The sequence below is a fragment of the Schaalia turicensis genome, assembly GCF_019380255.1.
GTDB classification, from domain to species: Bacteria; Actinomycetota; Actinomycetes; order Actinomycetales; family Actinomycetaceae; genus Pauljensenia; species Pauljensenia turicensis_A.
On the sequence record NZ_CP048928.1, the window covers coordinates 389421 to 412897 of the forward strand.

Here is a 23477-nt window from a genome sequence, read left to right on the forward strand (position 1 = left end):
CCGATCCGGGTTCTTTAAGCAAGGGGAGGAACGCCGCATGAGCGGATTGGTCACCAGTGGAGAGAAGAGCCTCGTCCTCGTTTCGGGTCGAGCGCACTTGGAACTTGCCGAAGAGGTTGGCAAAGAAATCGGGTGCGGGCTTTCGCAAGTGACCGCCTACGATTTTGCGAGTGGCGAAATCTACGTCCGCTTCAATGAATCCGTTCGTGGCGCAGACGTCTTTGTCCTCCAGTCACACACGGGCGACATCAACAAGTGGCTGATGGAACAGCTCATCATGATTGACGCTGCCAAGCGTGCCTCAGCAAAACGCATTACCGCTGTCTCGCCGTTCTACCCCTACTCGCGTCAGGACAAGAAGCACCAGGGTCGTGAACCGATTTCGGCTCGCCTGGTCTCTGATCTGTACAAGACCGCCGGCGCTGACCGCGTCATGAGCGTCGACCTGCACGCCTCGCAGGAACAGGGCTTCTTCGACGGCCCGGTCGACCACCTCTTCGCAATGCCGGTTCTGGTTGACTACGTCCGTTCGCGCCTCGACCTTTCCAACACCGTCATGGTGTCCCCAGACGCTGGCCGTATTCGCGTCGCCGAAAAGTGGTCTTCGAAGCTCGGCGGTTGCCCGCTGGCATTCGTCCACAAGACCCGCGATACCACCCGCCCGAACGTTGCTGTCGCCAACCGCGTCGTCGGTGAAGTTGCAGGCAAGGAATGTGTCTTGGTTGACGATATGATCGACACCGCTGGCACGATCACCGAGGCCGTCAAGGTCCTCAACAACGCCGGCGCCAAGAAGGTCATCATCGCCGCAACGCACGGCATCCTCTCTGATCCGGCAACGCGCCGCCTCTCCGAATGTGGAGCAACCGAGGTCGTCGTCACCGACACCCTGCCGATTCCGCCCGAGAAGCGCTTCCCAACTCTGACCATCCTGTCGATCGCACCGCTGTTGGCACGCGCCATCCGCGAGGTCTTTGACGACGGATCGGTCACATCACTGTTCGACTGACTCGCTTTTCACCGCCCTCGTCGGGTACTCTGATTGAGTTGCTCCGGCGAGGGCGGTTTTCTATATTCCGCCGTTATCGACAGGGCCTTTCGGATCTTTGCCGGTCCTGCCTGGGTTCTTCGACGCTTGAGCGTGAAACCTACATACTCAGGAGGACATTTCTTATGAGCGATAACCCGATCCTTGTCGCCACCACTCGCACCGAGTTCGGTAAGGGCGCCGCACGTCGCGCTCGCCGTGCGCAGATGGTTCCGGGCGTTGTTTACGGCCACGGTGAAACCACCCACCTTGACATTCCGGAACACGACCTGTTCCTGATCGTTCGTGGCAACAAGAACGCTCTTGTTGAGCTCAAGATCGACGGCACGTCGCAACTCGCACTTGTCAAAGACGTTCAGCGTCACCCGGTCAAGCGCAACCTGCTCCACGTTGACTTCCTAGCCGTCAAGGCTGGCGAAAAGGTTGACGTCGAGGTCGCAATCGTCGTCGTCGGCGAAGCAGCCCCCGGCACCACCCACAACGTCGAAGAGCACACCGTGGCCGTCAAGGCCCCGGCAACCGACATCCCCGAGGCTATCGAGGTTGACGTGACCGGCCTCGAAGCTGGCACCGTTGTCCGCGTCTCCGACCTGGTTTTGCCGGCCAACGTTGAGTGTGAACTCGACGCTGAGCAGGATGTCGTCATTATCTCCGAGCTCGCTGCAGAACCTGAAGAAGAAGAAGCTCCGGCAGAAGCCGAAGGCGACGCTGAGTGAACTAGCGCGTAGCGTTTTCTTTCAAGGCGGGCGGGTCGTATGTGCGGCTCGCCCGCCTTGCTGTGTCCAGGGGAGCGTGGAGCGGATCTTTGCCGAGGTAAGGTGCGGCCCCAGGTGGCGGGTGTCTAGTTTTGGGGCTAATGCCAATTGTGTGTTTTTTCCGGGCGTGTTGGAGTGGTTTAGTGTCCTGCCCAGCCTTTGCGGATGTGTAGGGATCCGAAGGTCTAATGCCCGAATAATACGGACTTGCCATAAATAAGAGGGGGCGGCTCATACTGTGTAGTACGAGCCGCCCTCTCTTGGATGTATCCGTTGCGGATTGCGTTCTGTGTATGCCCCTGTACTATCGCCAGACCTAACAGTTGTATTGGATCTGGCGGTTATTGTCCATCAGTGATGGTCAATACAGATTGATGCATCACAGATCAGATTGACTTAACCTGCCCTTTCCTATTCAGCTCGGCGTTTTCTAGCTCCAACGAGGCCAATGCCTAGCAAAGCGATACCTGCTCCCACGGGTAATAGAGTGATGTCTGCGCCGGTATTCGCAAGCTGTTTTGCCTTTGGCTGTTGACTATCGCGCTTGTTATTCGAATTATTCTTCTGCGCACCAGACGGGTCTGTAGCCTCAGAAAGCATTTTCATAGCCTGCAGCTGAGCGCGTAGTTCAGCTAACTTGCGCTCTAGGTCTTCGCTAGATTGTTTAGCTTTGTTAAATTCTGATGTAGCAGAATCAAGAGCAGCTTTAGCAATTGCTTCAGCATTTCTCAGCTCAGATAGGTTCTGCTGCGCTTGTTTTAACGCCTCGTTCTTAGCTTCCCAAGTTTCCCGGGCTTCGGCCAAGGTCAGCTTCGCTGCCTGAAGCGCTTCGTTGGCGGAGGCAACAGATGCATCCTTGTCCATGGCATTCTTCAAATCAGAATTCGCTTGGGAAAGCTTATCTGTTGCAGCTCGCTTTTTCTCCCTGGCTTTTTCCTCAGCTTCCTGATCTTGTTGAAGCTGCTTATCTTTCAAATCAGCGTTTTTCTGGGCCTGTTCCTTGTTGCTCGTCGCCAAATTCAGATTATTTTGGGCTTCAGCTAGTAGCCCTTCGAATTTCTGCTTTTCCTGCGTAGCTTCTTTTTCGTCTTGCTTGGCTTTTTCTAGCTTGTTTGCAACTGCCTCTAGCTCATCCGCAGTACGTTTTTTGTTCTCGTACTCTTTTGTGGCAACATCAGCTTGCTTTTTAGCTTCTTTTTGGACGTTTTCGGCTTCGTCTGCTTTTTGGAAGAGATTCTCGGCAGTGTGCGTTTTCGTCTGAAGGTCTTGATCAAGTTGTTTGATGTCAGCTTCTAGAGTTCCTCTTTCAACTTCCTTTTTCAGAAGTTCATTCCTTAAGGTAGGAATTCTTTCTTCCAAAGCATTAACCTCAGCTTTTAGGGCATCAGCTTCCTTTTCGGCTGACTCCTTCTGCTTTTCTGCTCGCTGTTTTTTCTCTTCAGCATTCTTAATTTTATTCTGTGTCTCGGCGGTAGAATGCTTCTTGTCTTCGGCTAGCGCTTCTTCATACTCTGATTGTGCCCGCTTGACATCCTCGTCAAAAGACGCAACTTCTTGTTGTTTCTGCTTTAGATTAGCCTGGAATGTATTTTTCGTATTTTCAAGCCTGTTAATTTCCTGAAGGCTCTGTTTGTTCTCTTCCTTAAGCTTCTCATGGGCAGCCCGTTTTTCTTCCAACTCCTTCTCCAGGGTTTGGACTGCGGACCTAGCGGATACTGCCTCTTCTACGAGCTTGTTATACTCGTTGGTCTTTTCAGTAAGGAATGCTTCCTTTTCTTTTTTGGTTTTCTCAGCTTCGTCTAGTTGACTTTTTGCTTTTTGCAAGTCACTATCAATATTCGGGTGATTTTTCTGTAACTGCTCAATGGTTTTCTTGAGCGTTTTTTGTTCCTGTTCAAGCTGGCTCAACCGGGTTTTAGCGTCATCAATTTTTTTGGTAGCTGAGACAACTTCTTTTTCAAGCTCAGCAACTTTTTCGTCGGCTTGATTCTTCTCTTGCTGAGCTTTTTTTAGCTTCTGTTGTGCCGAACGCTCGGCTGCAGCCGCTTCCTCAGCCTCTTTTGCAGCTACTTTTTGAGCCTCTTCTAGCTTCTTAAGCTCGTCAGCGGCACCAGAGTCCTTGATAGCTTTGTCCAACTTATCTTTTGCAACTTGAACGGCTTTTTCAGCTTCTTCTTTTTTCTGCAATAAAGCTGCAGTTTGCGTTTCCAAACCTTTAACTTCGGCCTGTTTGGCTTCTAGTTCCGAAACGGCCTTGTCATATGTTTTCTTTGCCTCATTCAATAAGGCAGTCTTTTCATCAAGATTTTTCTTAGCCTGAGCAGCTTCGTTTGTAGCGTTTTCAATAGCGGCTTGTAGCTGCTCACGGGTTAAGGAAGTCTTCGTATCGGTCGAAGAAACTGGGGTGGAGTCCGATGCTGGTTTAATGGCTCCGAAAGCACTCGGAGCGGCAACCGTGAAACCGATACCCAGTGATAGTGCTGCAGCTAAGCATTTGGTTGTTTTAGTATTCAACGCGGTGTTCTCTCTTTCTTTGCGGGAAGATCGCGGTGGAAATATCTTACAAAAATTGTACTTACCTCGCCGTGTCAGTCAATATTTCCCGATTTCCAGTGATATATCTTGCAGATACTTCCGGGCTAATGCCCGAAAGAATCGTGAAACAAAATCCTGCGAGTCGAAGCGAGAACACGAGTGAGTGAAACATCCGGGCCATGTCCGCTGGTGGGTGGTGTGAAGATCCCGGCCTCGTACCCCAAGCAGGCTGATCCAACGACGTGTGGGATTGCGACGCTTGCTGTGCTTGCTGCCCGTGCGAACGCGGATCCCGTGTACTTGTCTTTGCCGCCTGATAAGCGTGAGCGCGCGCAAATTCATCTGCATCGTGTTGCGTCGCGCGTGGGTGTGCCGTGGCCTCAGGCGCTGGGTACGTCGCCGTGGGCGCTGGCGAAGTTGGCTTCGAAAGCGACAGGGGAGCGCCACCGTATAGTTATGCGCGGGAAGCGCTTTCGTGTGGCTGTCGATTCCGCTCTTTGCCGAGGCCGGGATGTCTTGGTTTTCACCGGGGGCTGGGATATGCCCGGGTCGGCGTGGATCCCACGGCATGTGGTGCTTGTGCTTGCGGATGGCACGGATACGAGAATATACGCGGTGTTTGAGCCTTCAAGTGGCAAGGTGTTCCGCGTGAATGCGGATGATTTTTACGCCGGAGCGCCAAGCGCCCGCGCCTCGATGGGACACTGGAAGAACGTACTGTGCGCGGTTGTGCCGACTGAGTAAGTGGCAAGACCCAAGCGCTACGTGCAAATACCTCGATGTCGCTTATGGGTTTAAGGCTAATATCTGGGCAGGTCACAGGGGTATTTTGTGAAGAATTGGTCGACGCCACACAATGAAACGTCTAGGGGTTTTCTTCGCGTCGGGAAAGAAGGGGGAAGACCGGCGTTAGCCGTTCTAAGAAAACAACGAATGTGCGGGTACGTGAGGCTGAAGTGGGGACAAACACGTATCCTCAAAGCAGGTGCCGTCTTCGCCGTTGTGAAATGTGCGATGTCGGTGGTGAAGAACACGTTGTGGGGCACTGAGAGGCGACAATCGTGACGCATTTGCGAACAGATGACGTGGTGGACCTGACCTGCGACCTCATCGATATTCCGTCGGTCAGTGGCGACGAAAAGACGATCGCGGATGCGATTGAAGAGGCCCTACGTGGCGCCTCGCATCTGGAAGTCCTGCGTGATGGAGATGCGATTGTGGCGCGGACGAACCGGGGGCGTTCTCAGCGCGTGATCATCGCCGGACACATCGACACGGTGCCGATTTCCGGGAACGTGCCACACGTTCGCGAAGAAACAGAGGGGGTCGAGAAGGTTCGAGGCCGGGGTTCTGTTGACATGCTCGGCGGTGTGGCCGGAGCCCTGTATGCTGCGCTGAAGCTGAATGAACCGAAACATGACGTGACGTGGGTTTTCTACGATCATGAGGAAGTTGTGGCTCCCTTGAATGGGCTGGGGCGCGTCTATCGCAATCATCCCGATTGGATTGATGGTCAGTTCGCGATCCTCGGCGAACCCACGAATACTCAGATTGAGGGTGGATGCAATGGGACGGTTCGTGTGATTGCGACGGTTCCGGGTGTTGCTGCGCACTCGGCTAGGGCGTGGCGAGGCGATAATGCCATCCACAAGGTAGCGCCAATCATCGAAAAGATCGCCATGTTCGGCAATCCGGTGGTGAACGTTGACGGGTTGGACTTTAGAGAATCCCTGTCCATCACCCGAATTGACGGTGGTATCGCAAACAACGTCATTCCCGATTCGGTGCGTTTGACCGTGAATTATCGTTTTGCTCCATCGATGTCGCCGGCGGACGCGATCGCTCACATCGAGTCCTACTTTGATGGGGTCGATGCACTCTTCGAAATTGACGACGAATCAGAAGGTGCTCGCCCCGGTGCGGACTTTGTTTTGGTGCAGGAATTCATCGAAACAGCACGTCGAGTCATGGCAGAAGAAGGCAAAGACCTCAGCGTGAGCGCGAAGGTCGGGTGGACCGATGTTGCTCGCTTTTCTGCTCTTGGGATCCCTGCGATCAATTGCGGTCCGGGTGATCCGCTTCAAGCTCATACTCAAGATGAAGCAGTTCCGGTCTCCCAGCTCCGCCACTACGCGAAGATACTGATTGATTATGTGGGGGCGGCCTCGTTGATCAGCGAAGAACGAAACTAGAATCGAAGGACGCGGTCGCCTACCGCCACTATTTCAAGGAGAAAATATGAGCGAAGCTGTACGTCACTCATACCAGCGTGGCCCGGTTGTCCTGCGCGGTAAAGCAATCCCGAAAGAAACATCGGACGCGAGGCTCTTGCAGGCGCAGGAGACCTCGGATTGGCTTCACGCAGACCCCTGGAGGGTATTGCGGATCCAAGCGGAGTTCGTTGAAGGCTTCGGTGCCCTCTCTGAAGTTGGGCCCGCTATCTCGGTCTTCGGTTCGGCTCGCACTCCGGGGAACGACCCTCACTGGACGGCCGCCTACGAAATCGGGCGTATGCTTGCCGAGCGCGGAATAGGTGTCATCACCGGTGGGGGTCCGGGTGCGATGGAGGCAGCGAATAAAGGCGCGTGGGATGCCGGTGGAACGTCTATTGGTCTTGGCATTGAACTGCCACACGAGCAGGCGCTCAATCCGTGGATCACAGTGGGTATTAACTTCCGCTACTTCTTTGCACGTAAGACGATGTTTGTGAAGTATTCGCAGGGCTTCATCGTCATGCCTGGCGGTTTTGGCACCATGGACGAATTATTCGAAGCAATGACCCTAGTCCAAACTCGCAAGGTTGGTTCCTTCCCGATTGTCCTGGTCGGTACCGAATACTGGTCAGGGCTGATCGCCTGGATCCGCGAAAAGATGATTGGAGAGGGAACCATTTCCCCCGAAGATATTGATCTTGTGAAGATTGTTGACGATCCTGCCGAAGCAGTTCGTATCGCCTGCGGAGGATGATGAGTCTTTTTCCTCGCGAACTTGTGGTGATTACAGGTAAAATAGGGACGTTACCGTAACGCGACCGCGTTCGCGGACAGTAGGAGCAAGGAGCGGCACATGGCAGCCATGAAGCCAAGGACCGGCGACGGACCGTTGGAAGCCACCAAAGAGGGACGCGGAATCATCATGCGAATCCCCAGCGAAGGTGGTGGCCGTCTCGTCATCGAACTGACCCCGGACGAAGCTTCGGCTCTCGCGGAAGCGCTCGCTCAGGCGGTTTGAGCAGATTCTTATACAGCGCGGGCGTGACTAGCATAAATGCTAGTCACGCCCGTTTTGTTTGTCGCTCAGCGCTTCACCGCAACCGCCAGTCCATCGCCGACGGGCAACAGACAGGGCACGAAGTCTGGGGATTCGCGCAGGAAGCGGATCAGTTCGCGACACATGACGGTTTCAGCGTCGCGACGAGCCGGATCGCACACTTGGTCGTTCCACATGGCGTGCACGAGCGCGACGGTGCCACCGGGGCGCAGGATGCGCACGGCGTGATCCAAGTATTCGGGGGTTTGGGAGATATCCGCATCCAGAACAACCAGGTCGTAGCCTCCGTCGGTCATGCGGGGCAGAACGTCGAGCGCACGACCAGAAATGGTGCGGATACGTTCGGAGCCGATTCCGGTGCGGTTGAACATGGCTCGGGCCTGCTTGTGGAACTCGACTTCGGAGTCGATGGTGGTGAGGACACCGTTGGGGCTCATCCCGTCGAGGAGCCACAGGCTGGACACGCCAGCGCCGGTTCCGACCTCAAGAACCGCGCGTGCGCCGGTCAGGGCTGCGAGCATACGCAGGGCCACGCCGGTGCCGGGCGAAACGGGGTTGGCGCCGAGTTCGTTTGCTGCGTCGCGGGCTTCAAGAAGAATCTCGTTTTCGGCGATGTAATCCTCGGCGTACACCCAGGATTGAGCCTTATCTGCCATCGAAGGGCCCTTCCATATAAAAGAATCAGTTGAAAGTGATGTCTAGGCATAGCCTAACGCCCTCACGCAAAGCGTGAGGGCGCCTAGTGGGGACAAAGTTACTTATTAAAGGATCCGCCGGGCGTTGGATGCCCAAGGAATCGACGTTGAGTAACGATGTCGAAGTGATTGCCCACGCAGGGCAATCGTTCAGTTCTTGATGGGGGAGACCCCAAGCGGGCGACCCGCTAGGCCTCGTTCCGTTTTGCCCAGTGCTGTTGCCAGCGCGACGAGTTCACTCGCAGCCGGACCATCATCAAGGGAAACGGGGCGTCCGGCATCTCCGCCTTCGCGCAACGCGATGTCCAGTGGGACCTGCGCCAACAGCGGAACCTCGTAACCGAGCTGAGCCGTCAGGCGAGCGGAAACCGATGCGCCACCACCGGCACCGAAGAGCTCCAACTGAGAGCCGTCGGGCTGAGGCAGGTAGGACATGTTTTCGACAACACCGATGACCTTTTGCTGGGTCTGCGATGCGATGGAACCTGCGCGTTCTGCGACCTCGGCGGCAGCAACCTGCGGGGTCGTGACGACCAGGACCTCGGAATTCGGCAGTAGCTGCGCGATTGAGATGGCAACGTCGCCGGTGCCCGGAGGCATGTCAATGAGCAAGACATCGAGATCCCCCCAGAAGACGTCAGCCAAGAACTGTTGGAGTGCGCGGTGCAACATGGGACCGCGCCAGATGACGGGCTGACCGTCGGGCACGAACATGCCGATGGACATGACCTTGATACCGGAAGCGCCGACGGGCGGAATAATCATGCCGTCGATGACCTGCGGGTCGTGGTCGACGCCCAACATACGCGGAATCGAGAAGCCGTAGATATCGGCATCCATGACGCCGACCTTCAGGCCTGCCTGCGTCATCGCGGCAGCAAGGTTCGCGGTCACGGAGGACTTGCCGACGCCACCCTTACCGGAAGTAACAGCGATAACACGGGTCAGCGAATTGGGCTGAGCAAACGGGATTTCGCGCTCGGGGCGACCACCGTTCAGCTTCTCGCGCAGAGCCTTCTTCTGTTCGTCGGACATGACACCCATATCAACCTTGACGTTCTCAACGCCCTCAATGGCGCCAACAGCTTTGATGACGTCAGCGTTGATCGTGGTGCGTAGCGGGCAACCGGCGGTGGTCAGAAGAACCTCGACGGTGACGGTGGAGCCGTCAATGGTGACCTGCTCGGCGCTGGTCATGTTGAGATCGACGATGGGACGGTGAATTTCGGGATCGATGACCGTTTCGAGCGCGGCCATCACCTGATCGATTGAGACAGACATGCTCTTATCCTACGTTGGCGTGCGCGCGGGGTCGTTTCCTAAACCAGCCGGTGCACGAAAGTGAGTGTCAAAGCGTGGGTAACCGCCATTTTCCCGCCCCCCAAAGTCAGAAGCTCGTGGCGTGCGGATATGAGTAACGCGGGCGGTGGGTTATTCGAATTCCGCCCAACGTACAAGGCCACTTTCGCCCAATGTACAGGGCCACGCTTACCCCAGCGGGCGGCCTCGTCCCCTCAAACCTGCGCGGAATCGAACGAGGTGGATTCTTCGGCGGACTCATCGTCGCCCGAAGCGGATTTCTGGGAGGCAAGCAGTTCGGCGTGCAATTCTTCGCGAATCTCCTCACGCAAGGATTCGACCAGATCACGCAACTCGGAACGCACGAAGTCACGGGTAGCAACTTCCTGGGCAGACAGGCGCAGGCTCGCAATTTCGCGGGTCAGATACTCGGTGTCAGCCAGATTGCGCTCGGCGCGCTGACGATCCTGCTGGGCCTGGACACGGTCGCGGTCATCCTGACGGTTCTGCGCAAGAAGAATCAGAGGAGCGGAATACGACGCCTGGGTTGAGAAAGCAAGGTTGAGCAGGATAAACGGATAGGGATCCCACGCATACTTCTGCGACACCTGGTACAGCACGATATTCGCCGTGATCCACGCGACCACGAAGATCGTCATGTACAAGATGAACTTCGGCGAGCCCATGAAACGGGCGGTCGCTTCGGCGAACTTGCCGAAACTATCACCCGATGACTTGCGACGCTTGAAGAAACGGAATCCAGCTTCGCGGGGAGTATCTAGACGTTCAGCCATCAATGCTCCTTGCCATCATGCGGTCAGTGACCTCGTCATCGTAATCACGCCAGTCTTCTGGCAACAGTTCGTCCAACACGTCGTCAACGGAGACCGCGCCCAGAAGGTGCGCGTCTTCATCCACGACGGGAAGGATTGTCAGATTGTACGTTGCCAACAGTCGCGTGACAGTTGCGACGTGAGCCTGCGGGGAAACAGCCTCAATATCAGAGTCGAGGATCGTGCCCAGCAGAGTCTGCGGAGGCTCGCGCAGGGCACGCTGAATGTGGACCATACCCAAGTACGGGCCGGTCGGAGTCTCTTCCGGCGGGCGAGTAATGAACGCGACGGTCGCAAGGGACGTGGGAATATCTTCACGGCGCACAGAAGCAAGCATCTGCGCCACAGTTGCATCCGGGCCCAACACAATCGGCTCGGTCGTCATCAGCGAACCGGCCGTCGACTCGGCGTAGGTGAGCAGTCGGCGAACGTCCTTAGCTTCCTCTGGCTCCATCAGGTTCAGCAGGTGCTGAGCTTGGGCTTCGGGAAGCTCGGAAACGAGGTCTGCGGCGTCGTCAGGCTGCATGACATCCAGAACGTCTGCTGCTCGGGCTGCTTCAAGGCCGGACAGAATGGCAACTCGGTCGTCGTCGCCGAGCTCTTCGAGGACGTCGGCTAGACGCGCGTCAGGCAGTTCCTTCGCAACAGCCATCTGGCGTTCGGCAGGCAGATCATGCAGGAAGTCCGCTAGGTCGGCAGCGCGCATATCCTCGGTCTGCTGAATAAGAGTCGCCGCAGACTGTTCCACGTCGCGACTACGCAGGCCGGTCACCTCAGAAACCGAGACGTTCAGCGTCTCGCCGGAACGAATGAACCCCAGTGCCGTCGTGCGCTGGCGCTGCACGTGAAGCTTCGAAATCACCCAATCCTTCGGGCGACGTCGCTCCATCGCAACGTCAAGGATCTTCACATCGCCCGAACCATCGTTCAAGGCAACAACTCGGTCGAACAGCTGACCAAGCACCAGTGTCTCCATGGGACGCAGTGTGAATGAACGCATATTGAGCAGGCCCGTCGTAATAATCGACCCGGACTCAATGGACGTCACGCGTGTCATTGGCAGGAAAACACGCTTACGCGGACCGACCTCGACGACGAATCCGATGACGTTCGCGGCTGATCCATAGCGGAAAATCACGACGACATCGTGGATCTTTCCAACCTGATCCCCGATGGGGTCAAAGACGGAAGTACCTGCGAGCTTGCCAATGTATACGCGTCGCCCGGCTGTTCTGAGTTCCATAGGTGCGCTGTTCACAGGGACAGCCTATGCCCTCGGGTGGAATGATAGTGGCTAGCACGTAGTGAAAACTGTTCAGTTTGTGAGGAATAAAACCCATGGCGCAACGCTCGAATGACCTGAACTTTGGCATGCCGGTAATGCCGACAGGGACCGAGGTGGCCTCATACCAGACCTACGCGGAAGCTCAGGGAGCGGTCGACTACCTGTCCGACCAGGAATTCGACGTCAAGTCGATTACGATCGTCGGCACCGACTTGCACCTTGTTGAGCGCGTGACCGGTCGGATGACGATGGGACGCGCGGCCCTGTCAGGCGCCTCTAGTGGCGCCTTGTGGGGTGCCTTCATGGGCTTGATGCTGTCCTTCGCGGCACCGAACGGATCGGCGTTCGTGTGGGTTGGCATTGGCATTCTGGGTGGCGCGCTCGCGGGCATCATCATGTCGGGTCTGCTGTATGCGATGACGAGTGGGCGTAGGGATTTCACGTCACAGTCACAGACTGTGGCGTCGCGATACGCGCTACTTGCGTCAGCGGATATCGATCGCGCGTTCCAGATGTTGCAGAAGACGCCGGGTAATCAGATGCGTCCGAAGCTGCGTCGAGTCCGCCCAGAATCCACCGGCCCGACCGAATACGGGTCGCGCCCGGACGAAAAGCCTCGTTTCGGTGTCCGCTTGAGTCATGCCTCTGCGTCTTCCGCATCTTCCGCTTCGGGGAACGAGGCCGATCCTGCTTCCTCAGACTCTCTTTCTTCCGAAGGATCGGAGCCTACTCGCGGTGGAGCCCACCCTGGCCAGCCCGCAGATGAAAAGGCTGATTCCAACGACGCAGACGATTCCAAGCCAGTGTATGGACGCCATCGGGCAGACGACTGAACAGCAAGGTGGGGAGCAGGCAATGCCTGCTCCCCACCAGTGCGTCTGATCCGGTTAGTTGCACTATCGATCAGTCAAGTAATGACTCAGTTGCGCTGTTTACGCGAAGCGAATGAGTTCACTCCCATCAGTGATGCTCCTGCAAGGAAGGTTGCAAGGGTTGTCACCAAGGCGGTGTACGTGTCTGCGCCGGTACGTGCGAGCTTTCCGCTCTTGGATGCTTGAGCGGACGTAGCGTTTGCCTGCTGAGCGTTAGCTACTCCAGATGGTTCTGTCACGGTGGTGCCCGTGGCTGGCTTCTCGCCCTTTTCGTAGAAGACAACAAGGGTTGTGCCGGTTTGAAGGTTTGCTGCAGTTGCAGTGAACACGACGCGTTGCTTCCCAGAAGAATCGCGCAGGACCTTTGCGAGCTGCAGGGAACCGTCGTCAGAGCCGTAGAGGAAATTCGTTGGCAGGTAGCCGGGGAAGTCCTTCACCAGCGGATCGGACAGTGGAATATTCATGTACTGACCGTCAACCACGGGAAGTATTTCCGTGATCGGGTTCTGTGCTTCATCGGTGAAGTATTCCTTGAGAAGAGGCGAGACACCACCGTCAGTGGGGTGTGCGTACATGACCTTGACTTTAAAGGCGCGCTTCGGGTCGAGTTTGACCTCATTCAGTCCTTTGAGTGCGGATTGCAGGGCATCAGTCAACTGTTGCACCTTCTGCTCGTCCATGTACTGCGGAGCCGTGAAAATTTCAGCTGCGGTTGCTTCGATAGCTGCGTGAAGGGCCTCGATCCCGTCCTTGCTGAACGTGTATCCGTCCTTCGGAGTCTTCGCCACTGCCTGGTCGTAGAGAGCCTTCAAAGCATCAAGATTCACTTGGGTGAACGGTTCGGTTTGAAGACCATCGATCGCGGCTCGCAATGCCTTTTCGCTCTCGTCGAATGCGCGGTGCGTGACAAGCGGTGAACCGTCGGCAGGAACCTTAATGGTGGTCAGATCTTTCAAGCTGACAAGCTGTTCTGCCTTTGCCAGAGCAGAGTTCAGTGCGTCGAAGGAATCCTTGGTGTAGCGAGTGGCGTTGGCTCCGTTTTGGTCAATCTTTTTCTGTGCTTCAGTGATTAAGGATTTCAGCCCGTCGCGCTCGTAGGGGAGTGGGAGAAGTTCGGCGTACGTTTCGTTGAGCTTTGTACGCATTGCTTCGATCTCTTCGATCGACGGCGGGTTCTCCGCCTTCTTGGCGTTCTCTACGAAAGCGCGTGCTTCGTCGTTGATGCGCAGATATGCATCAGCCGTTGTAGGGTCGAGCTTGATGCCGTCGTTCAGTGCTGCCTGGTATTCGTTCCAGTGCTCTGCAATTGCTCCTTCAAGGTAGCTGGTGTCGACTTCAGCGGTTTTTGCGGGCAGCGGGATGTCGAAGCTCTTATCTTTCAAGACAAGCTTCACCTTGTCGCCTTTGACCTGGATTGACTGATCAAGCTGGAAGATCGTTTTGTCGTACTTACCGGGCTTAGTGTCTTCCGGAGACACGAGCAGAGGGATGGTCACGTACTCGTTGTACTTGACCTTGTTGCTGTCCGAACGCAGGTACGTCTTGTTGTCAACATCTTCAAGACCAAGATCTTGGACGGTCAGTGGCATCTGTAGCTCCCCGTACAGAATGACTTCCTTCGCCTTGTTCAACGGGTCAACAGAAAGCGTCGCAACGTAGACATCAACGTTGCCGTCGTCCAACTTGACTACGGTCTTTTTGCCGTGGGTCTTGATCCACTCGAAATTGTGCTGGCCAGTGTCAGCAATGGCGGAACTGATTCCTGCCACGCTGCAGAGGATGGAAACACACAACGTCGTAACAATCGTGCGAAGAGAAATGCGTCGTTTTTGCACTCCTCGAGACGAATGCGTCATTAGGTTCTCCTTTTATGTAATAGGTAAGGCGCACCTAAATTAGCATAAGGATTGTGTTGCACTAAAATATTTTCCCCGTTCGCGCTGGAAGAACGAGTTGATATGACGCTGATATGAAAAGGCTGGTGGGGAGCAGGCGCTGCCTGCTCCCCACCAGCGGGAGTTGAAAACGGTCAGTCGAAACTGATGATGCTCAGCTTTGCTGCGCCGCCGCGATCCATGCCTCGACGTCTTCAATAGTGCGCGGGATATTCTCGGAGATTCGCGTGACCGAACCGTCTTCGTTCACGATCACATCATCTTCGATGCGCACGCCGATGCCACGGAATTCTTCCGGAATCAGTTCGTCATCGGCACGGAAGTATAGGCCGGGTTCAATGGTGAAAGCCATGCCCGGTTCGAGCAGTGCCTCCTGGTACATCTCGCGACGCGCCTGAGCGCAGTCGTGAACGTCCAGACCCAGGTGATGGCTGGTGCCGTGAGGCATCCAACGACGATGTTGCTGACCTTCGGCGGACAGGGATTCTTCAACGGTGACCGGAAGTAGACCCCACTCGCGCAGGCGAGTGGCAATGACCTGCATTGCCGCGTCATGAACGTCCTTGAAGCGGGTGCCAGGTTCGTTTGCTCGCGCAAGCGCAGCCTCGCACGCATCCAAAACAGCCTGGTAGACACGTGCCTGGACCTCGGTGAACTTTCCGTTGACCGGCAGTGTGCGGGTGATGTCGGCGGTGTAAAGGGAATCGACCTCAACACCAGCGTCAACCAGAACCAGATCGCCCTCGTTCACCGGACCATCGTTGTCGATCCAGTGCAGGGTGTTCGCGTGATTGCCCGATGCTGCGATCGTGTCGTAGCCAAGGCCGTTGCCCTCTTCGCGAGCAACCGCGCCAAAAGCACCCTCGATGACGCGCTCGCCACGGTGGTGACCGACGGCGCGGGGGAGAGCCTTCAAGATATCGGTGAAGCCCTGATAGGTGACATCGACCGCGCGCTGAAGTTCAGCGATTTCGAAGGGGTCCTTGCGCAAGCGGATTTCCGACAGGCGCTCTTCAAGCTTCTCGTCTGCTTCGCGGGCGTCGTCTCCGGCCTTCAATCCAGCCTGAGTACGAACCTCGTTCACCATTGCTTCAACGTTCGCGTCCACACCGCGCACGATGCACAAGTTGATCAGCCCAGCGTCCTTCGACAGAGCGTCGCGGAGCGTATCGATGTGCTCGCAGCGGAGTCCGGTCTCGGCGCTAACCTCTTCCAAAGAGGGGCGGGCGCCCACCCAGAACTCGCCGTAGGTTGCGTCGGAGTAGAACTCCTGGGAAGAACGTGAAGCGCGCGGGCGGAAGTACAGAACCGGCTCGTGTGGGCCGTCTTCGCGCGGTTCAAGAACGAGGACAGAATCAGGTTCGCGCTCGCCACCGAGGCCCGAAAGGTGTGCGAAAGCGGAGTATGCGCGGAAGCGGTAATCGCAGTCGTTACTGCGTACCTTGTATGTGCCCGCGGGGATTACCAAGCGCTCGCCCTTGAAAGGCTCGCCGGCTGCTTCGGCGCGCTCGGGCAGATAGTCGGCTGCTCCACTGCGCTTCATTTCCGTCTGGATACGAGGCCCCCAACCGGAGCCCATGAACGCGCGGAATGCGTCCGACGAGGGGCGACGGCTTCGTCCTTCCCCTCGCTGAGCCATCGATGCGGGCGCTTCTTCCGCCTTGTTTTCTTGCGCTGACTGAGTATTCGTCGTGTCGTTCATAGTCTCCATGATGGCACTTTCGGGCGAAGGTCGATACTCTCAGTTTTATGCTCCGAATTGATTCCCACACTCACACCGCGTATTCAGATGGCACCGATACGCCAACTGAACTGCTTTTCAAGGCTCGCGATGCTGGTCTTGACATGATCGGATTGACCGACCATGACACGTTTGCCGGGTGGGATGAAGGTGAGGCGAGCGTCAAAGAATCGCACGTCGCGTTAATCCGAGGCGTTGAAATGTCATGCGCGGCCTCGGGAATTACGGTGCACCTGCTGGCATATCTGCCGGACCCCACGAACACCGGACTGCTTGATTGCTTCGAGAAAGCCCGAAATTCTCGCAAAACTCGCGCCCAGCGGATGGTTGAAAACCTTGCGGAAGACTACCCGATTACGTGGGATACGGTCCTCGAATTTGCGCCCGATGGTGGGCCAATCGGTCGCCCTCACATCGCCGACGCTCTGGTCGCAGTCGGCGTTTTTGAAAACAGGTCGCAGGCTTTTGAAAAGATCCTGCATCCGTCCGGTCCTTACTTCGTTCACCACTGGGCACCGGATCCTGTCGAAGCGACAGAGCTTGTTTTGAAGGCTGGGGGAGTGCCTGTTCTGGCGCACCCGAAAGCGCGTGCGCGCCAGCGTTTGTTCTCCGACGAAGTCATCTACGACATGAAGGATGCCGGGCTCTTCGGAATCGAACGCGATCACCGCGACCATCAGGCTGAAGACCGCGAGGCCGTCCAACGGTTGGCCGACGATCTGGGGCTTGCGATCTTCGGCTCATCTGACTACCACGGTTTGGGAAAACCGAACCAATTGGGTGAGAATCTAACGGATCCTGAAGTAATTTCTCAGGTTGAAGACGCAGGAACAATGGAGGTAATTCGCCCGTGAACGCATCGTCGTTTTTTGATGTCACACTTTTTGCGACGACGTTTACGACCCTGATCGTCATCCTCGATCCCTTCGGCGCGATCCCCATCTTCCTCGGTTTAACCGGTCGCCTGAAGCCACAGGCGCAAAAGAAAGCCGCCAGCCAGGCAACGATTATTTCCTTCTGCATCATCTTGGCGTTCGCCGTTCTTGGCCAGCAGGTTCTTCGTCTCCTACAAATTTCGATGGAGGCACTGAAGCTTTCCGGCGGTGTCTTGCTGTTCCTTGTCGCAATGGAACTGCTGATGGGCAAAGACAGCGATGAGCCCGATACTGGCGACCCGAACGTCAACGTCGCCCTGGTTCCGCTGGGCACGCCACTTCTGGCAGGCCCCGGCGCGATTGTTGCCGTCATGGTGTCCGTCGCGCAGGCTCACGCTTCTCTTGCGGGATGGATCGCCGTCGTGTCGGCGGTCGTTGTCGCTCACCTGATTATGTGGTTCGCCATGTACTTCTCGCTGATCCTGTCGCGTTTGCTTGGCACCGGTGGCATCATGCTCCTGACGAAGATCATGGGCCTTCTCTTGGCCGCTATCGCGACTCAGCTGGTCATGGGTGGCATCTTCGATTTCATTGCTGAAGCGACAGTTTAAGGGTCTTTTTCCTCGAATAAGGGGTGTGTTCCTTTGGGATCTGTTCGGGTGAAACTCGGTTGATTCCCGCCGGTAACGGAAACGTTTCCGTAAAACGCGCTACACTAGTCCCCGTGGGGCGAAAACTCCCACTGTGGCTCACCTTTCAAACGACCACTTTTGGCGAAATTGCCCAGAAATAGTCGGTAATCTCGTAGCCAGGGTGTCTTTGCCAAAGCAGCAAACGAGCCACGACAACATTGAACACTGGGAGTACCTATGACTCAGAACCTCAGCCAGACGCTGGCAACGCAGGTCCGCGCGGTCTCTGGCCGTCCGATCGCAAAAGCCACGAAGATGGAGCTCTGGCAGGGCCTGTCAGCCGCAGTCGTTGATCAGATTGCCGACTCGTGGGATACAACGACCGAAACCTACGCCAAGGGTCGTCAAGAGCATTACTTCTCCGCAGAGTTCCTCATGGGGCGCGCTCTGCTGAACAACCTGTCCAACCTGGGCCTTGTTGACGAAGCGCGCGCCGCACTCGCCGAACACGGCGACGATCTCTCTGTTGTTCTCGAAGAAGAACCGGACGCGGCCCTCGGTAACGGTGGCCTCGGCCGTCTGGCGGCCTGCTTCCTCGATTCCTGCGCCACGCTCGATCTGCCGGTCGCCGGCTACGGCATCCTCTACCGCTACGGCCTGTTCAAGCAGTTGTTCGACAACGGATTCCAGACCGAACATCCGGACCCCTGGATGGAAGAGGGCTACCCCTTCGTTATCCGTCGTGAAGAAGCCCAGCGCATCGTTTCCTACGCTGACCTGACCGTCCGCGCAGTACCCTACGACATGCCGATCACCGGCTACGGCACAAAGAATGTCAACACTCTGCGCCTCTGGCGTGCAGAGCCTGTCGAGGAATTCGACTACGACGCCTTCAACTCGCAGCGCTTCACCGACGCTATCGTCGACCGTGAACGCACCAACGACATCTCGCGCGTCCTCTACCCAAACGACACCACGTTTGAAGGCAAGGTCCTGCGCGTTCGCCAGCAGTACTTCTTCTGCTCCGCATCCCTGCAGGCCATCGTCGACAACTACGTCGAACATCACGGCAAGGATTTGACCGACTTCGCGAAGTACAATGCGATCCAGTTGAACGACACCCACCCGGTTCTGGCTATTCCGGAACTCATGCGCTTGCTCATGGATGAGCACGGTCTCGGCTGGGAAGACGCCTGGGCACTCGTCGCCAAGACCTTCGCGTACACGAACCATACGGTTCTGGCCGAAGCCCTCGAAACCTGGGAAATGACGATCTTCGACCGTCTGTTCCCGCGCATCGCCGAAATCGTCCGCGAAATCGACCGTCGCTTCCGCATCGAGATGGCAGAACGTGGTCTGGAACAGTCGACCATCGACTACATGGCACCGGTTTCCGGCAACACGGTCCGCATGGCATGGATCGCCTGCTACGCCGCCTACTCGATCAACGGTGTTGCGGCCCTGCACACCGAGATCATCAAGCGCGAAACCCTCAAGGAATGGCACGACATCTGGCCCGAGCGCTTCAACAACAAGACGAACGGTGTCACTCCGCGTCGTTGGCTGAAGCAGTGCAACCCTCGCCTCGCATCTCTTCTCGATCGCGTCACCGGCTCTGACGAATGGGTCACGGACCTCTCCGTCCTGTCTCGCTACGTTGACTCCGCTTCCGAGGATGTTCTGGACGAACTCACCTCGATCAAACACGCCAACAAGGTTGACTTCGCGGCGTGGGTCAAGGAACGTGAAGGCGTTGACATTGATCCCGACGCCATCTTCGATGTTCAGATCAAGCGCCTGCACGAATACAAGCGCCAGCTGTTGAATGCTCTGTACATCCTTGACCTGTACTTCCGCATCAAGGATGATCCGACGCTGGACGTCCCGAAGCGCGTCTTTGTCTTCGGCGCAAAAGCAGCCCCCGGCTACATCCGCGCAAAGGGTGTTATCAAGCTGATCAACACGATCGCTGACCTGGTCAACAACGACGAAGACATCAACGGTCGCATCAAGGTCGTCTTCATCCATAACTACAATGTGTCTCCTGCTGAGCACATTATCCCGGCAGCCGACATCTCCGAGCAGATCTCCACTGCGGGTAAGGAAGCGTCGGGCACGTCGAACATGAAGTTCATGATGAACGGCGCCCTGACCCTCGGCACTCTCGATGGTGCAAACGTTGAGATTCTTGACGCCGTCGGTGATGAGAACGCCTACATCTTCGGCGCCACCGAAGACGAACTTCCCGAGCTACGTCAGAACTACGATCCGCGCTGGCACTACGAGAACGTCCCCGGCCTCAAGCGAGTCCTCGACGCTCTGACCGACGGTACCTTGGATGACCGCGGTTCCGGTTGGTTCCACGATCTGCGCTGGTCGCTTCTCGAAGCCGGCTACGAGCCCGCTGACGTCTACTACGTCCTCGGCGACTTCGCGGCCTACCGAGACGCGAAGGATCGCATGGCCACCGACTACCGCGATGCGCGCGCTTGGGCGCGCAAGGTGTGGGTCAACATCGCTCAGTCCGGTCGCTTCTCGTCTGACCGTACGATCACCGACTATGCGAACGAGGTCTGGAAGCTCGACGCAACGCCGATCGACTGATCTGGTGACGCGCTAGTTTCTGCTAGCTTCTCGCTGGCTTTGGTTGCGGGGGCAGGTCCGAGAGGGCTTGCCCCCGCAGTTTTCTGTGTGCGGTCAGGTTGGGGGCGGGATGCCTGCTGGGGTGTGTGCCTCTGCGTGGGGTGTTTGGGGGCAGGTTTGACCGTGTGAAGCGATATTTTCACGCTGTTTGCAGTGGTTCCCGGTTTCGTTGCCTCGTATGACGTTGTCGGTCGCGTATGTGGCTCCTGCGGTCGGGTTTGGTCGTGTGAGGCGCTGTTATCCTGCTGAGAGCCTGATTTCGTTGCCTCGTATACCGAATGAGTAGAGCACCCACCCTCCGCGTCTGTATTAAGCGCTTGACACAGCGTCTCGCGGACTGTCATAGTATTACTGTATTAATGCAGTGATACAGGAAGGAGGGGGTGTGAGTATCGACGATTCTCGACCAATTTGGGTCCAGCTAGTTGAAACGTTTCGGATCAATATCGTGTCCGGAACCTGGCCACCGTCCTCGAAGATTCCTAGTGTCCGCGAACTCGCACTACAAGCGGGAGTTAACCCGAACACGATCCAGCGTGCCCTCGGCGAATTAGATCGTCAGGGACTGACCGAAGCTGAACGTGCGCAGGGGCGTTTCGTCACCGCGGACCAACACGTGATCGATGTGACCAGGGCAGAGCTCGCCCTCGATGCAACTCGCGATCACATCACTACTGTCACGCAACTCGGGCTGAGTCTCGATCGGGCGCAGGAGTTGCTTGCTGAACAGTGGACCGACATCGAACGCACAGCACGCGAAGGTGATGCGCAATGACATCAACACATGCAGTTGTTCAGGTGGAAAACCTGACGAAAACCTATGCGGGTGGCGCGACTGCCCTGCAAGGTGTGAATTTTGAGCTCAAGCCGGGCACAATCACCGGCTTGGTCGGCGAAAACGGTTGTGGTAAAACGACGCTACTGAAGATCATGGCGGGCGTTCTTTCCGATTGGGACGGGACTGTCCTGATCGAAGGTGAGAAGCCAGGAGCCACCACGAAGGCACATGTCGCATTCCTTCCCGCTTCGGATTTCTTGGATCCGATGTGGGATGCGAATAAAGCGATTGACGTGTACTCGCGTTTCTATTCGGATTTCTCGGCTGAGAAGGCGCGTGAAGGAATCGACTACTTCGGATTGCAAGCGGATCAGCAGCTGAAGTCCATGTCGAAGGGCATGGGGGAGAAACTACAGATTGCTCTGCTGATGGCACGCAGTGCTGAGCTGTACCTGTTGGACGAGCCTCTGTCGGGTGTGGATCCAGCGGTGCGTGACACGATCATGCAGGGGATTCTGCGCGATTTTAACCCAGATTCGGCGATGGTGATTTCCACTCATTTGATTGCTGACGTGGAGCAGATTCTGGATGACGTCATCATGATGCGAGCGGGTACGGTGCTTGTTCACGCGAATGTGGACGATCTGCGAGCCGACCATGGCATGTCGCTGGAGGGTATTTTTAAGAAGGAGTACCGCTGATGTTTGGTACGTTGTTTGGGTATGAACTGCGTGAGAACGCAAAGTGGGTTGCACAAACGTTAGGCATCCTGCAGGTCATGTGCCTTGTTGCCTTCGTGGCAGTCGCTGTTGATTTCCCCGTGTTTTCAGGCTTTTCTAGTAGCTTTGCTCTGCTTGTGGCTCCGATGATGCCGGTTGCTGTTCTACTTGTTCTGGCTCAGGCGTATTGGAAGAGTATGCATGGTCAGATGGCGTACTTTACGCATTTGCTGCCGGTTCGTGGCCGTGATCTTTTCTGGTCGAAAGTGCTGGTTGCCTTGGTGTATGCGTTAGTGGCGATCGTGCTAACCCTGGTGAACTGGGGTGTGCTGGCTCTACTGAAGGCTCACAAGGCGGAGCTGAGCGTGCAGGAGTTCTGGCATCGCACCGCTGTTATTTGGGATCTTCCGAGCTGGATTGTCTGGTTCGCTGTGGTGGCTGTTGTGGTGCAGTTGGTGACGATTGTTCTTGAGGTTGCTGCTGGAATGAGCTTGAGTGCTCGCGAGCGTTGGCAGAAGCATGGCTTTGGAGCTGCGATAGTGGGTTTCGTGATCCTCTATCTGGCGAATCAGGTGGTGACCTTTGTTGCGATGGCATTCTTCCCGCTGATGATGGATGTCAACACGGGCGAGTTACGTTTCGGCTTTTGGGTCACGGACCTGGTGAACGCGCTGTTGACTGATACGGATCCGCAGTTTGTCGGCATTGGTGCGCCCGTAGGGGCGGTGTTGCTGGCAATCGGTGTCGCATGGTGGGGTGTGCGTTCGATTGAGTGCCACACGTCGGTGCGTTAGTTCCGGTTTTCGACTGTCGGGCTTCGTCATAATCGACGAGGTCCCGCACAGACCTTGGGGGTAGGGCGCAAATGCGACCTGCCCCCAAGGCGTATTGCGTTTAAGTGTGCTTCCAGCTCTGATGGTGTTTTTCTGAACTGAAATTATTATTTGGGGAATCAGTTACCAGAACTCTTGATATTCTTTTCCGCCTTGGACGCGCTCTCAGAGATGTGCTGGGAATCAGTTACCAGAACTCTTGATATTCTTTAAGTTCTCGATCATCTCGTAAGAGGTGAGCTGGGAATCAGTTACCAGAACTCTTGATATTCTTTGTCCCGCCGAACATGGCGGCCAAGTCCGGCTGGGAATCAGTTACCAGAACTCTTGATATTCTTTTGGTCGAGACCGTTCCACGCGTTGCGGGGCTGGGAATCAGTTACCAGAACTCTTGATATTCTTTTTTCTCGGTGGCTTCGGGGGTGAGGTAGGCTGGGAATCAGTTACCAGAACTCTTGATATTCTTTGAGTTCACCGAGTGGATGCGCTCAACCGGCTGGGAATCAGTTACCAGAACTCTTGATATTCTTTTCCATCGCAACACTTTCCAACTCTTCCGAGCTGGGAATCAGTTACCAGAACTCTTGATATTCTTTCCCGTAGTAAACGCATTTTTGCACGAAAGCTGGGAATCAGTTACCAGAACTCTTGATATTCTTTCCTTGCAGACGAGATCTATCGCGCGTGTGCTGGGAATCAGTTACCAGAACTCTTGATATTCTTTCGTTTCGAGGGTTCGAATCCCTCTCTCAGCTGGGAATCAGTTATC

Annotated in this window: 20 protein-coding genes and 1 CRISPR repeat array (1 of these 21 only partly in view); of the genes, 13 read left to right on the top strand and 7 right to left on the bottom strand. The window is 56.1% G+C overall.

The features are described from left to right. Positions 1-37 precede the first annotated feature (37 nt). Positions 38-1009 (top strand): ribose-phosphate diphosphokinase, encoded by a 972-nt coding sequence (locus G5S47_RS01695; RefSeq protein ID WP_006680899.1) that lies wholly within the window; start codon positions 38-40, stop codon positions 1007-1009. A gap of 164 nt (positions 1010-1173) precedes the next feature. Further along, complete coding sequence (locus G5S47_RS01700; protein WP_103632358.1) at positions 1174-1764, top strand: 50S ribosomal protein L25/general stress protein Ctc; 591 nt, start codon at positions 1174-1176, stop codon at positions 1762-1764. 450 nt (positions 1765-2214) lie between these two features. On the opposite strand, the gene G5S47_RS01705 is transcribed toward G5S47_RS01700, so the two are convergent. Further along, positions 2215-4317, bottom strand: coding sequence for an LPXTG cell wall anchor domain-containing protein (locus G5S47_RS01705; protein WP_219585675.1), 2103 nt, complete (start codon positions 4315-4317; stop codon positions 2215-2217). Between the two features lie 180 nt (positions 4318-4497). Here G5S47_RS01705 and G5S47_RS01710 point away from each other — a divergent pair, with 180 nt between their 5' ends. The 4 genes from G5S47_RS01710 (at position 4498) to G5S47_RS01725 (ending at position 7569) form a co-directional block, all read left to right on the top strand. Further along, positions 4498-5082, top strand: coding sequence for a hypothetical protein (locus tag G5S47_RS01710; protein ID WP_141089620.1), 585 nt, complete (start codon positions 4498-4500; stop codon positions 5080-5082). A gap of 317 nt (positions 5083-5399) precedes the next feature. After that, a complete protein-coding gene (gene dapE, locus G5S47_RS01715; RefSeq protein WP_103632362.1) occupies positions 5400-6530 on the top strand; it encodes a succinyl-diaminopimelate desuccinylase in 1131 nt (376 codons plus the stop codon). A gap of 46 nt (positions 6531-6576) precedes the next feature. Continuing rightward, positions 6577-7305, top strand: a complete 729-nt coding sequence (locus tag G5S47_RS01720) for an LOG family protein (RefSeq protein WP_103632363.1) — start codon at positions 6577-6579, stop codon at positions 7303-7305. 99 nt (positions 7306-7404) lie between these two features. Next, positions 7405-7569, top strand: a complete 165-nt coding sequence (locus tag G5S47_RS01725; RefSeq protein WP_006680905.1) for a DUF3117 domain-containing protein — start codon at positions 7405-7407, stop codon at positions 7567-7569. Positions 7570-7634: 65 nt separating this feature from the next. Here G5S47_RS01725 and G5S47_RS01730 read toward each other — a convergent pair whose 3' ends face one another. From G5S47_RS01730 to G5S47_RS01745, 4 genes are all read right to left on the bottom strand, one after another. Beyond that, positions 7635-8264, bottom strand: a complete 630-nt coding sequence (locus G5S47_RS01730; protein ID WP_103632364.1) for an O-methyltransferase — start codon at positions 8262-8264, stop codon at positions 7635-7637. A 189-nt stretch (positions 8265-8453) separates the two neighbouring features. Then, on the bottom strand, positions 8454-9584 hold the full coding sequence (locus G5S47_RS01735) for an Mrp/NBP35 family ATP-binding protein (RefSeq protein ID WP_103632365.1): 1131 nt from the start codon (positions 9582-9584) through the stop codon (positions 8454-8456). A 233-nt stretch (positions 9585-9817) separates the two neighbouring features. Continuing rightward, the gene (locus G5S47_RS01740) at positions 9818-10396 is read right to left on the bottom strand and encodes a DUF1003 domain-containing protein (protein WP_103632366.1); all 579 of its coding nucleotides are present in this window, start codon (positions 10394-10396) and stop codon (positions 9818-9820) included. Then, positions 10389-11678 carry a magnesium transporter MgtE N-terminal domain-containing protein gene (locus G5S47_RS01745; RefSeq protein ID WP_040318376.1) on the bottom strand — a complete coding sequence of 430 codons (1290 nt, stop codon included), beginning with the start codon at positions 11676-11678 and terminating at the stop codon, positions 10389-10391. Before G5S47_RS01745 ends, G5S47_RS01740 begins: the two co-directional genes overlap by 8 nt. Before the next feature lie 95 nt (positions 11679-11773). Here G5S47_RS01745 and G5S47_RS01750 point away from each other — a divergent pair, with 95 nt between their 5' ends. Then, complete coding sequence (locus tag G5S47_RS01750) at positions 11774-12553, top strand: YflT domain-containing protein (RefSeq protein WP_006680910.1); 780 nt, start codon at positions 11774-11776, stop codon at positions 12551-12553. Positions 12554-12639: 86 nt separating this feature from the next. Here G5S47_RS01750 and G5S47_RS01755 read toward each other — a convergent pair whose 3' ends face one another. Then, positions 12640-14448 carry a hypothetical protein gene (locus tag G5S47_RS01755; protein ID WP_219585676.1) on the bottom strand — a complete coding sequence of 603 codons (1809 nt, stop codon included), beginning with the start codon at positions 14446-14448 and terminating at the stop codon, positions 12640-12642. A gap of 193 nt (positions 14449-14641) precedes the next feature. Then, positions 14642-16189 carry an aminopeptidase P family protein gene (locus G5S47_RS01760; protein ID WP_373273795.1) on the bottom strand — a complete coding sequence of 516 codons (1548 nt, stop codon included), beginning with the start codon at positions 16187-16189 and terminating at the stop codon, positions 14642-14644. Between the two features lie 47 nt (positions 16190-16236). Between G5S47_RS01760 and G5S47_RS01765 the strand changes: the two genes are divergently transcribed. From G5S47_RS01765 to G5S47_RS01790, 6 genes are all read left to right on the top strand, one after another. Continuing rightward, the gene (locus G5S47_RS01765) at positions 16237-17082 is read left to right on the top strand and encodes a PHP domain-containing protein (protein ID WP_219585678.1); all 846 of its coding nucleotides are present in this window, start codon (positions 16237-16239) and stop codon (positions 17080-17082) included. Next, entirely contained in the window at positions 17079-17714 is a 636-nt protein-coding gene (locus G5S47_RS01770) for a MarC family protein (RefSeq protein WP_219585679.1), read from the top strand. Before G5S47_RS01765 ends, G5S47_RS01770 begins: the two co-directional genes overlap by 4 nt. 258 nt (positions 17715-17972) lie before the next feature. Next, the gene (locus G5S47_RS01775) at positions 17973-20339 is read left to right on the top strand and encodes a glycogen/starch/alpha-glucan phosphorylase (RefSeq protein WP_219585680.1); all 2367 of its coding nucleotides are present in this window, start codon (positions 17973-17975) and stop codon (positions 20337-20339) included. Positions 20340-20763: 424 nt separating this feature from the next. Continuing rightward, positions 20764-21153 carry a GntR family transcriptional regulator gene (locus G5S47_RS01780; RefSeq protein WP_103632370.1) on the top strand — a complete coding sequence of 130 codons (390 nt, stop codon included), beginning with the start codon at positions 20764-20766 and terminating at the stop codon, positions 21151-21153. After that, complete coding sequence (locus tag G5S47_RS01785; RefSeq protein ID WP_006680917.1) at positions 21150-21857, top strand: ABC transporter ATP-binding protein; 708 nt, start codon at positions 21150-21152, stop codon at positions 21855-21857. Before G5S47_RS01780 ends, G5S47_RS01785 begins: the two co-directional genes overlap by 4 nt. After that, positions 21857-22669, top strand: a complete 813-nt coding sequence (locus tag G5S47_RS01790; protein ID WP_219585681.1) for a hypothetical protein — start codon at positions 21857-21859, stop codon at positions 22667-22669. Before G5S47_RS01785 ends, G5S47_RS01790 begins: the two co-directional genes overlap by 1 nt. Before the next feature lie 150 nt (positions 22670-22819). After that, positions 22820-23477: a CRISPR direct-repeat array (repeat unit 36 nt; unit sequence GCTGGGAATCAGTTACCAGAACTCTTGATATTCTTT); it runs 980 nt beyond the window's last position.

Bases quoted from the DNA above. Each gene is read 5' to 3' on its own strand.
- G5S47_RS01775 (WP_219585680.1), top strand. From the start codon at position 17,973: ATGACTCAGAACCTCAGCCAGACGCTGGCAACGCAGGTCCGCGCGGTC.
- G5S47_RS01730 (WP_103632364.1), bottom strand. From the start codon at position 8,264: ATGGCAGATAAGGCTCAATCCTGGGTGTACGCCGAGGATTACATCGCC.
- G5S47_RS01750 (WP_006680910.1), top strand. From the start codon at position 11,774: ATGGCGCAACGCTCGAATGACCTGAACTTTGGCATGCCGGTAATGCCG.
- G5S47_RS01725 (WP_006680905.1), top strand. From the start codon at position 7,405: ATGGCAGCCATGAAGCCAAGGACCGGCGACGGACCGTTGGAAGCCACC.
- G5S47_RS01740 (WP_103632366.1), bottom strand. From the start codon at position 10,396: ATGGCTGAACGTCTAGATACTCCCCGCGAAGCTGGATTCCGTTTCTTC.
- G5S47_RS01700 (WP_103632358.1), top strand. From the start codon at position 1,174: ATGAGCGATAACCCGATCCTTGTCGCCACCACTCGCACCGAGTTCGGT.
- G5S47_RS01755 (WP_219585676.1), bottom strand. From the start codon at position 14,448: ATGACGCATTCGTCTCGAGGAGTGCAAAAACGACGCATTTCTCTTCGC.
- G5S47_RS01695 (WP_006680899.1), top strand. From the start codon at position 38: ATGAGCGGATTGGTCACCAGTGGAGAGAAGAGCCTCGTCCTCGTTTCG.
- G5S47_RS01745 (WP_040318376.1), bottom strand. From the start codon at position 11,678: ATGGAACTCAGAACAGCCGGGCGACGCGTATACATTGGCAAGCTCGCA.
- G5S47_RS01720 (WP_103632363.1), top strand. From the start codon at position 6,577: ATGAGCGAAGCTGTACGTCACTCATACCAGCGTGGCCCGGTTGTCCTG.
- G5S47_RS01785 (WP_006680917.1), top strand. From the start codon at position 21,150: ATGACATCAACACATGCAGTTGTTCAGGTGGAAAACCTGACGAAAACC.
- G5S47_RS01765 (WP_219585678.1), top strand. From the start codon at position 16,237: ATGCTCCGAATTGATTCCCACACTCACACCGCGTATTCAGATGGCACC.
- G5S47_RS01760 (WP_373273795.1), bottom strand. From the start codon at position 16,189: ATGAACGACACGACGAATACTCAGTCAGCGCAAGAAAACAAGGCGGAA.
- G5S47_RS01790 (WP_219585681.1), top strand. From the start codon at position 21,857: ATGTTTGGTACGTTGTTTGGGTATGAACTGCGTGAGAACGCAAAGTGG.
- G5S47_RS01735 (WP_103632365.1), bottom strand. From the start codon at position 9,584: ATGTCTGTCTCAATCGATCAGGTGATGGCCGCGCTCGAAACGGTCATC.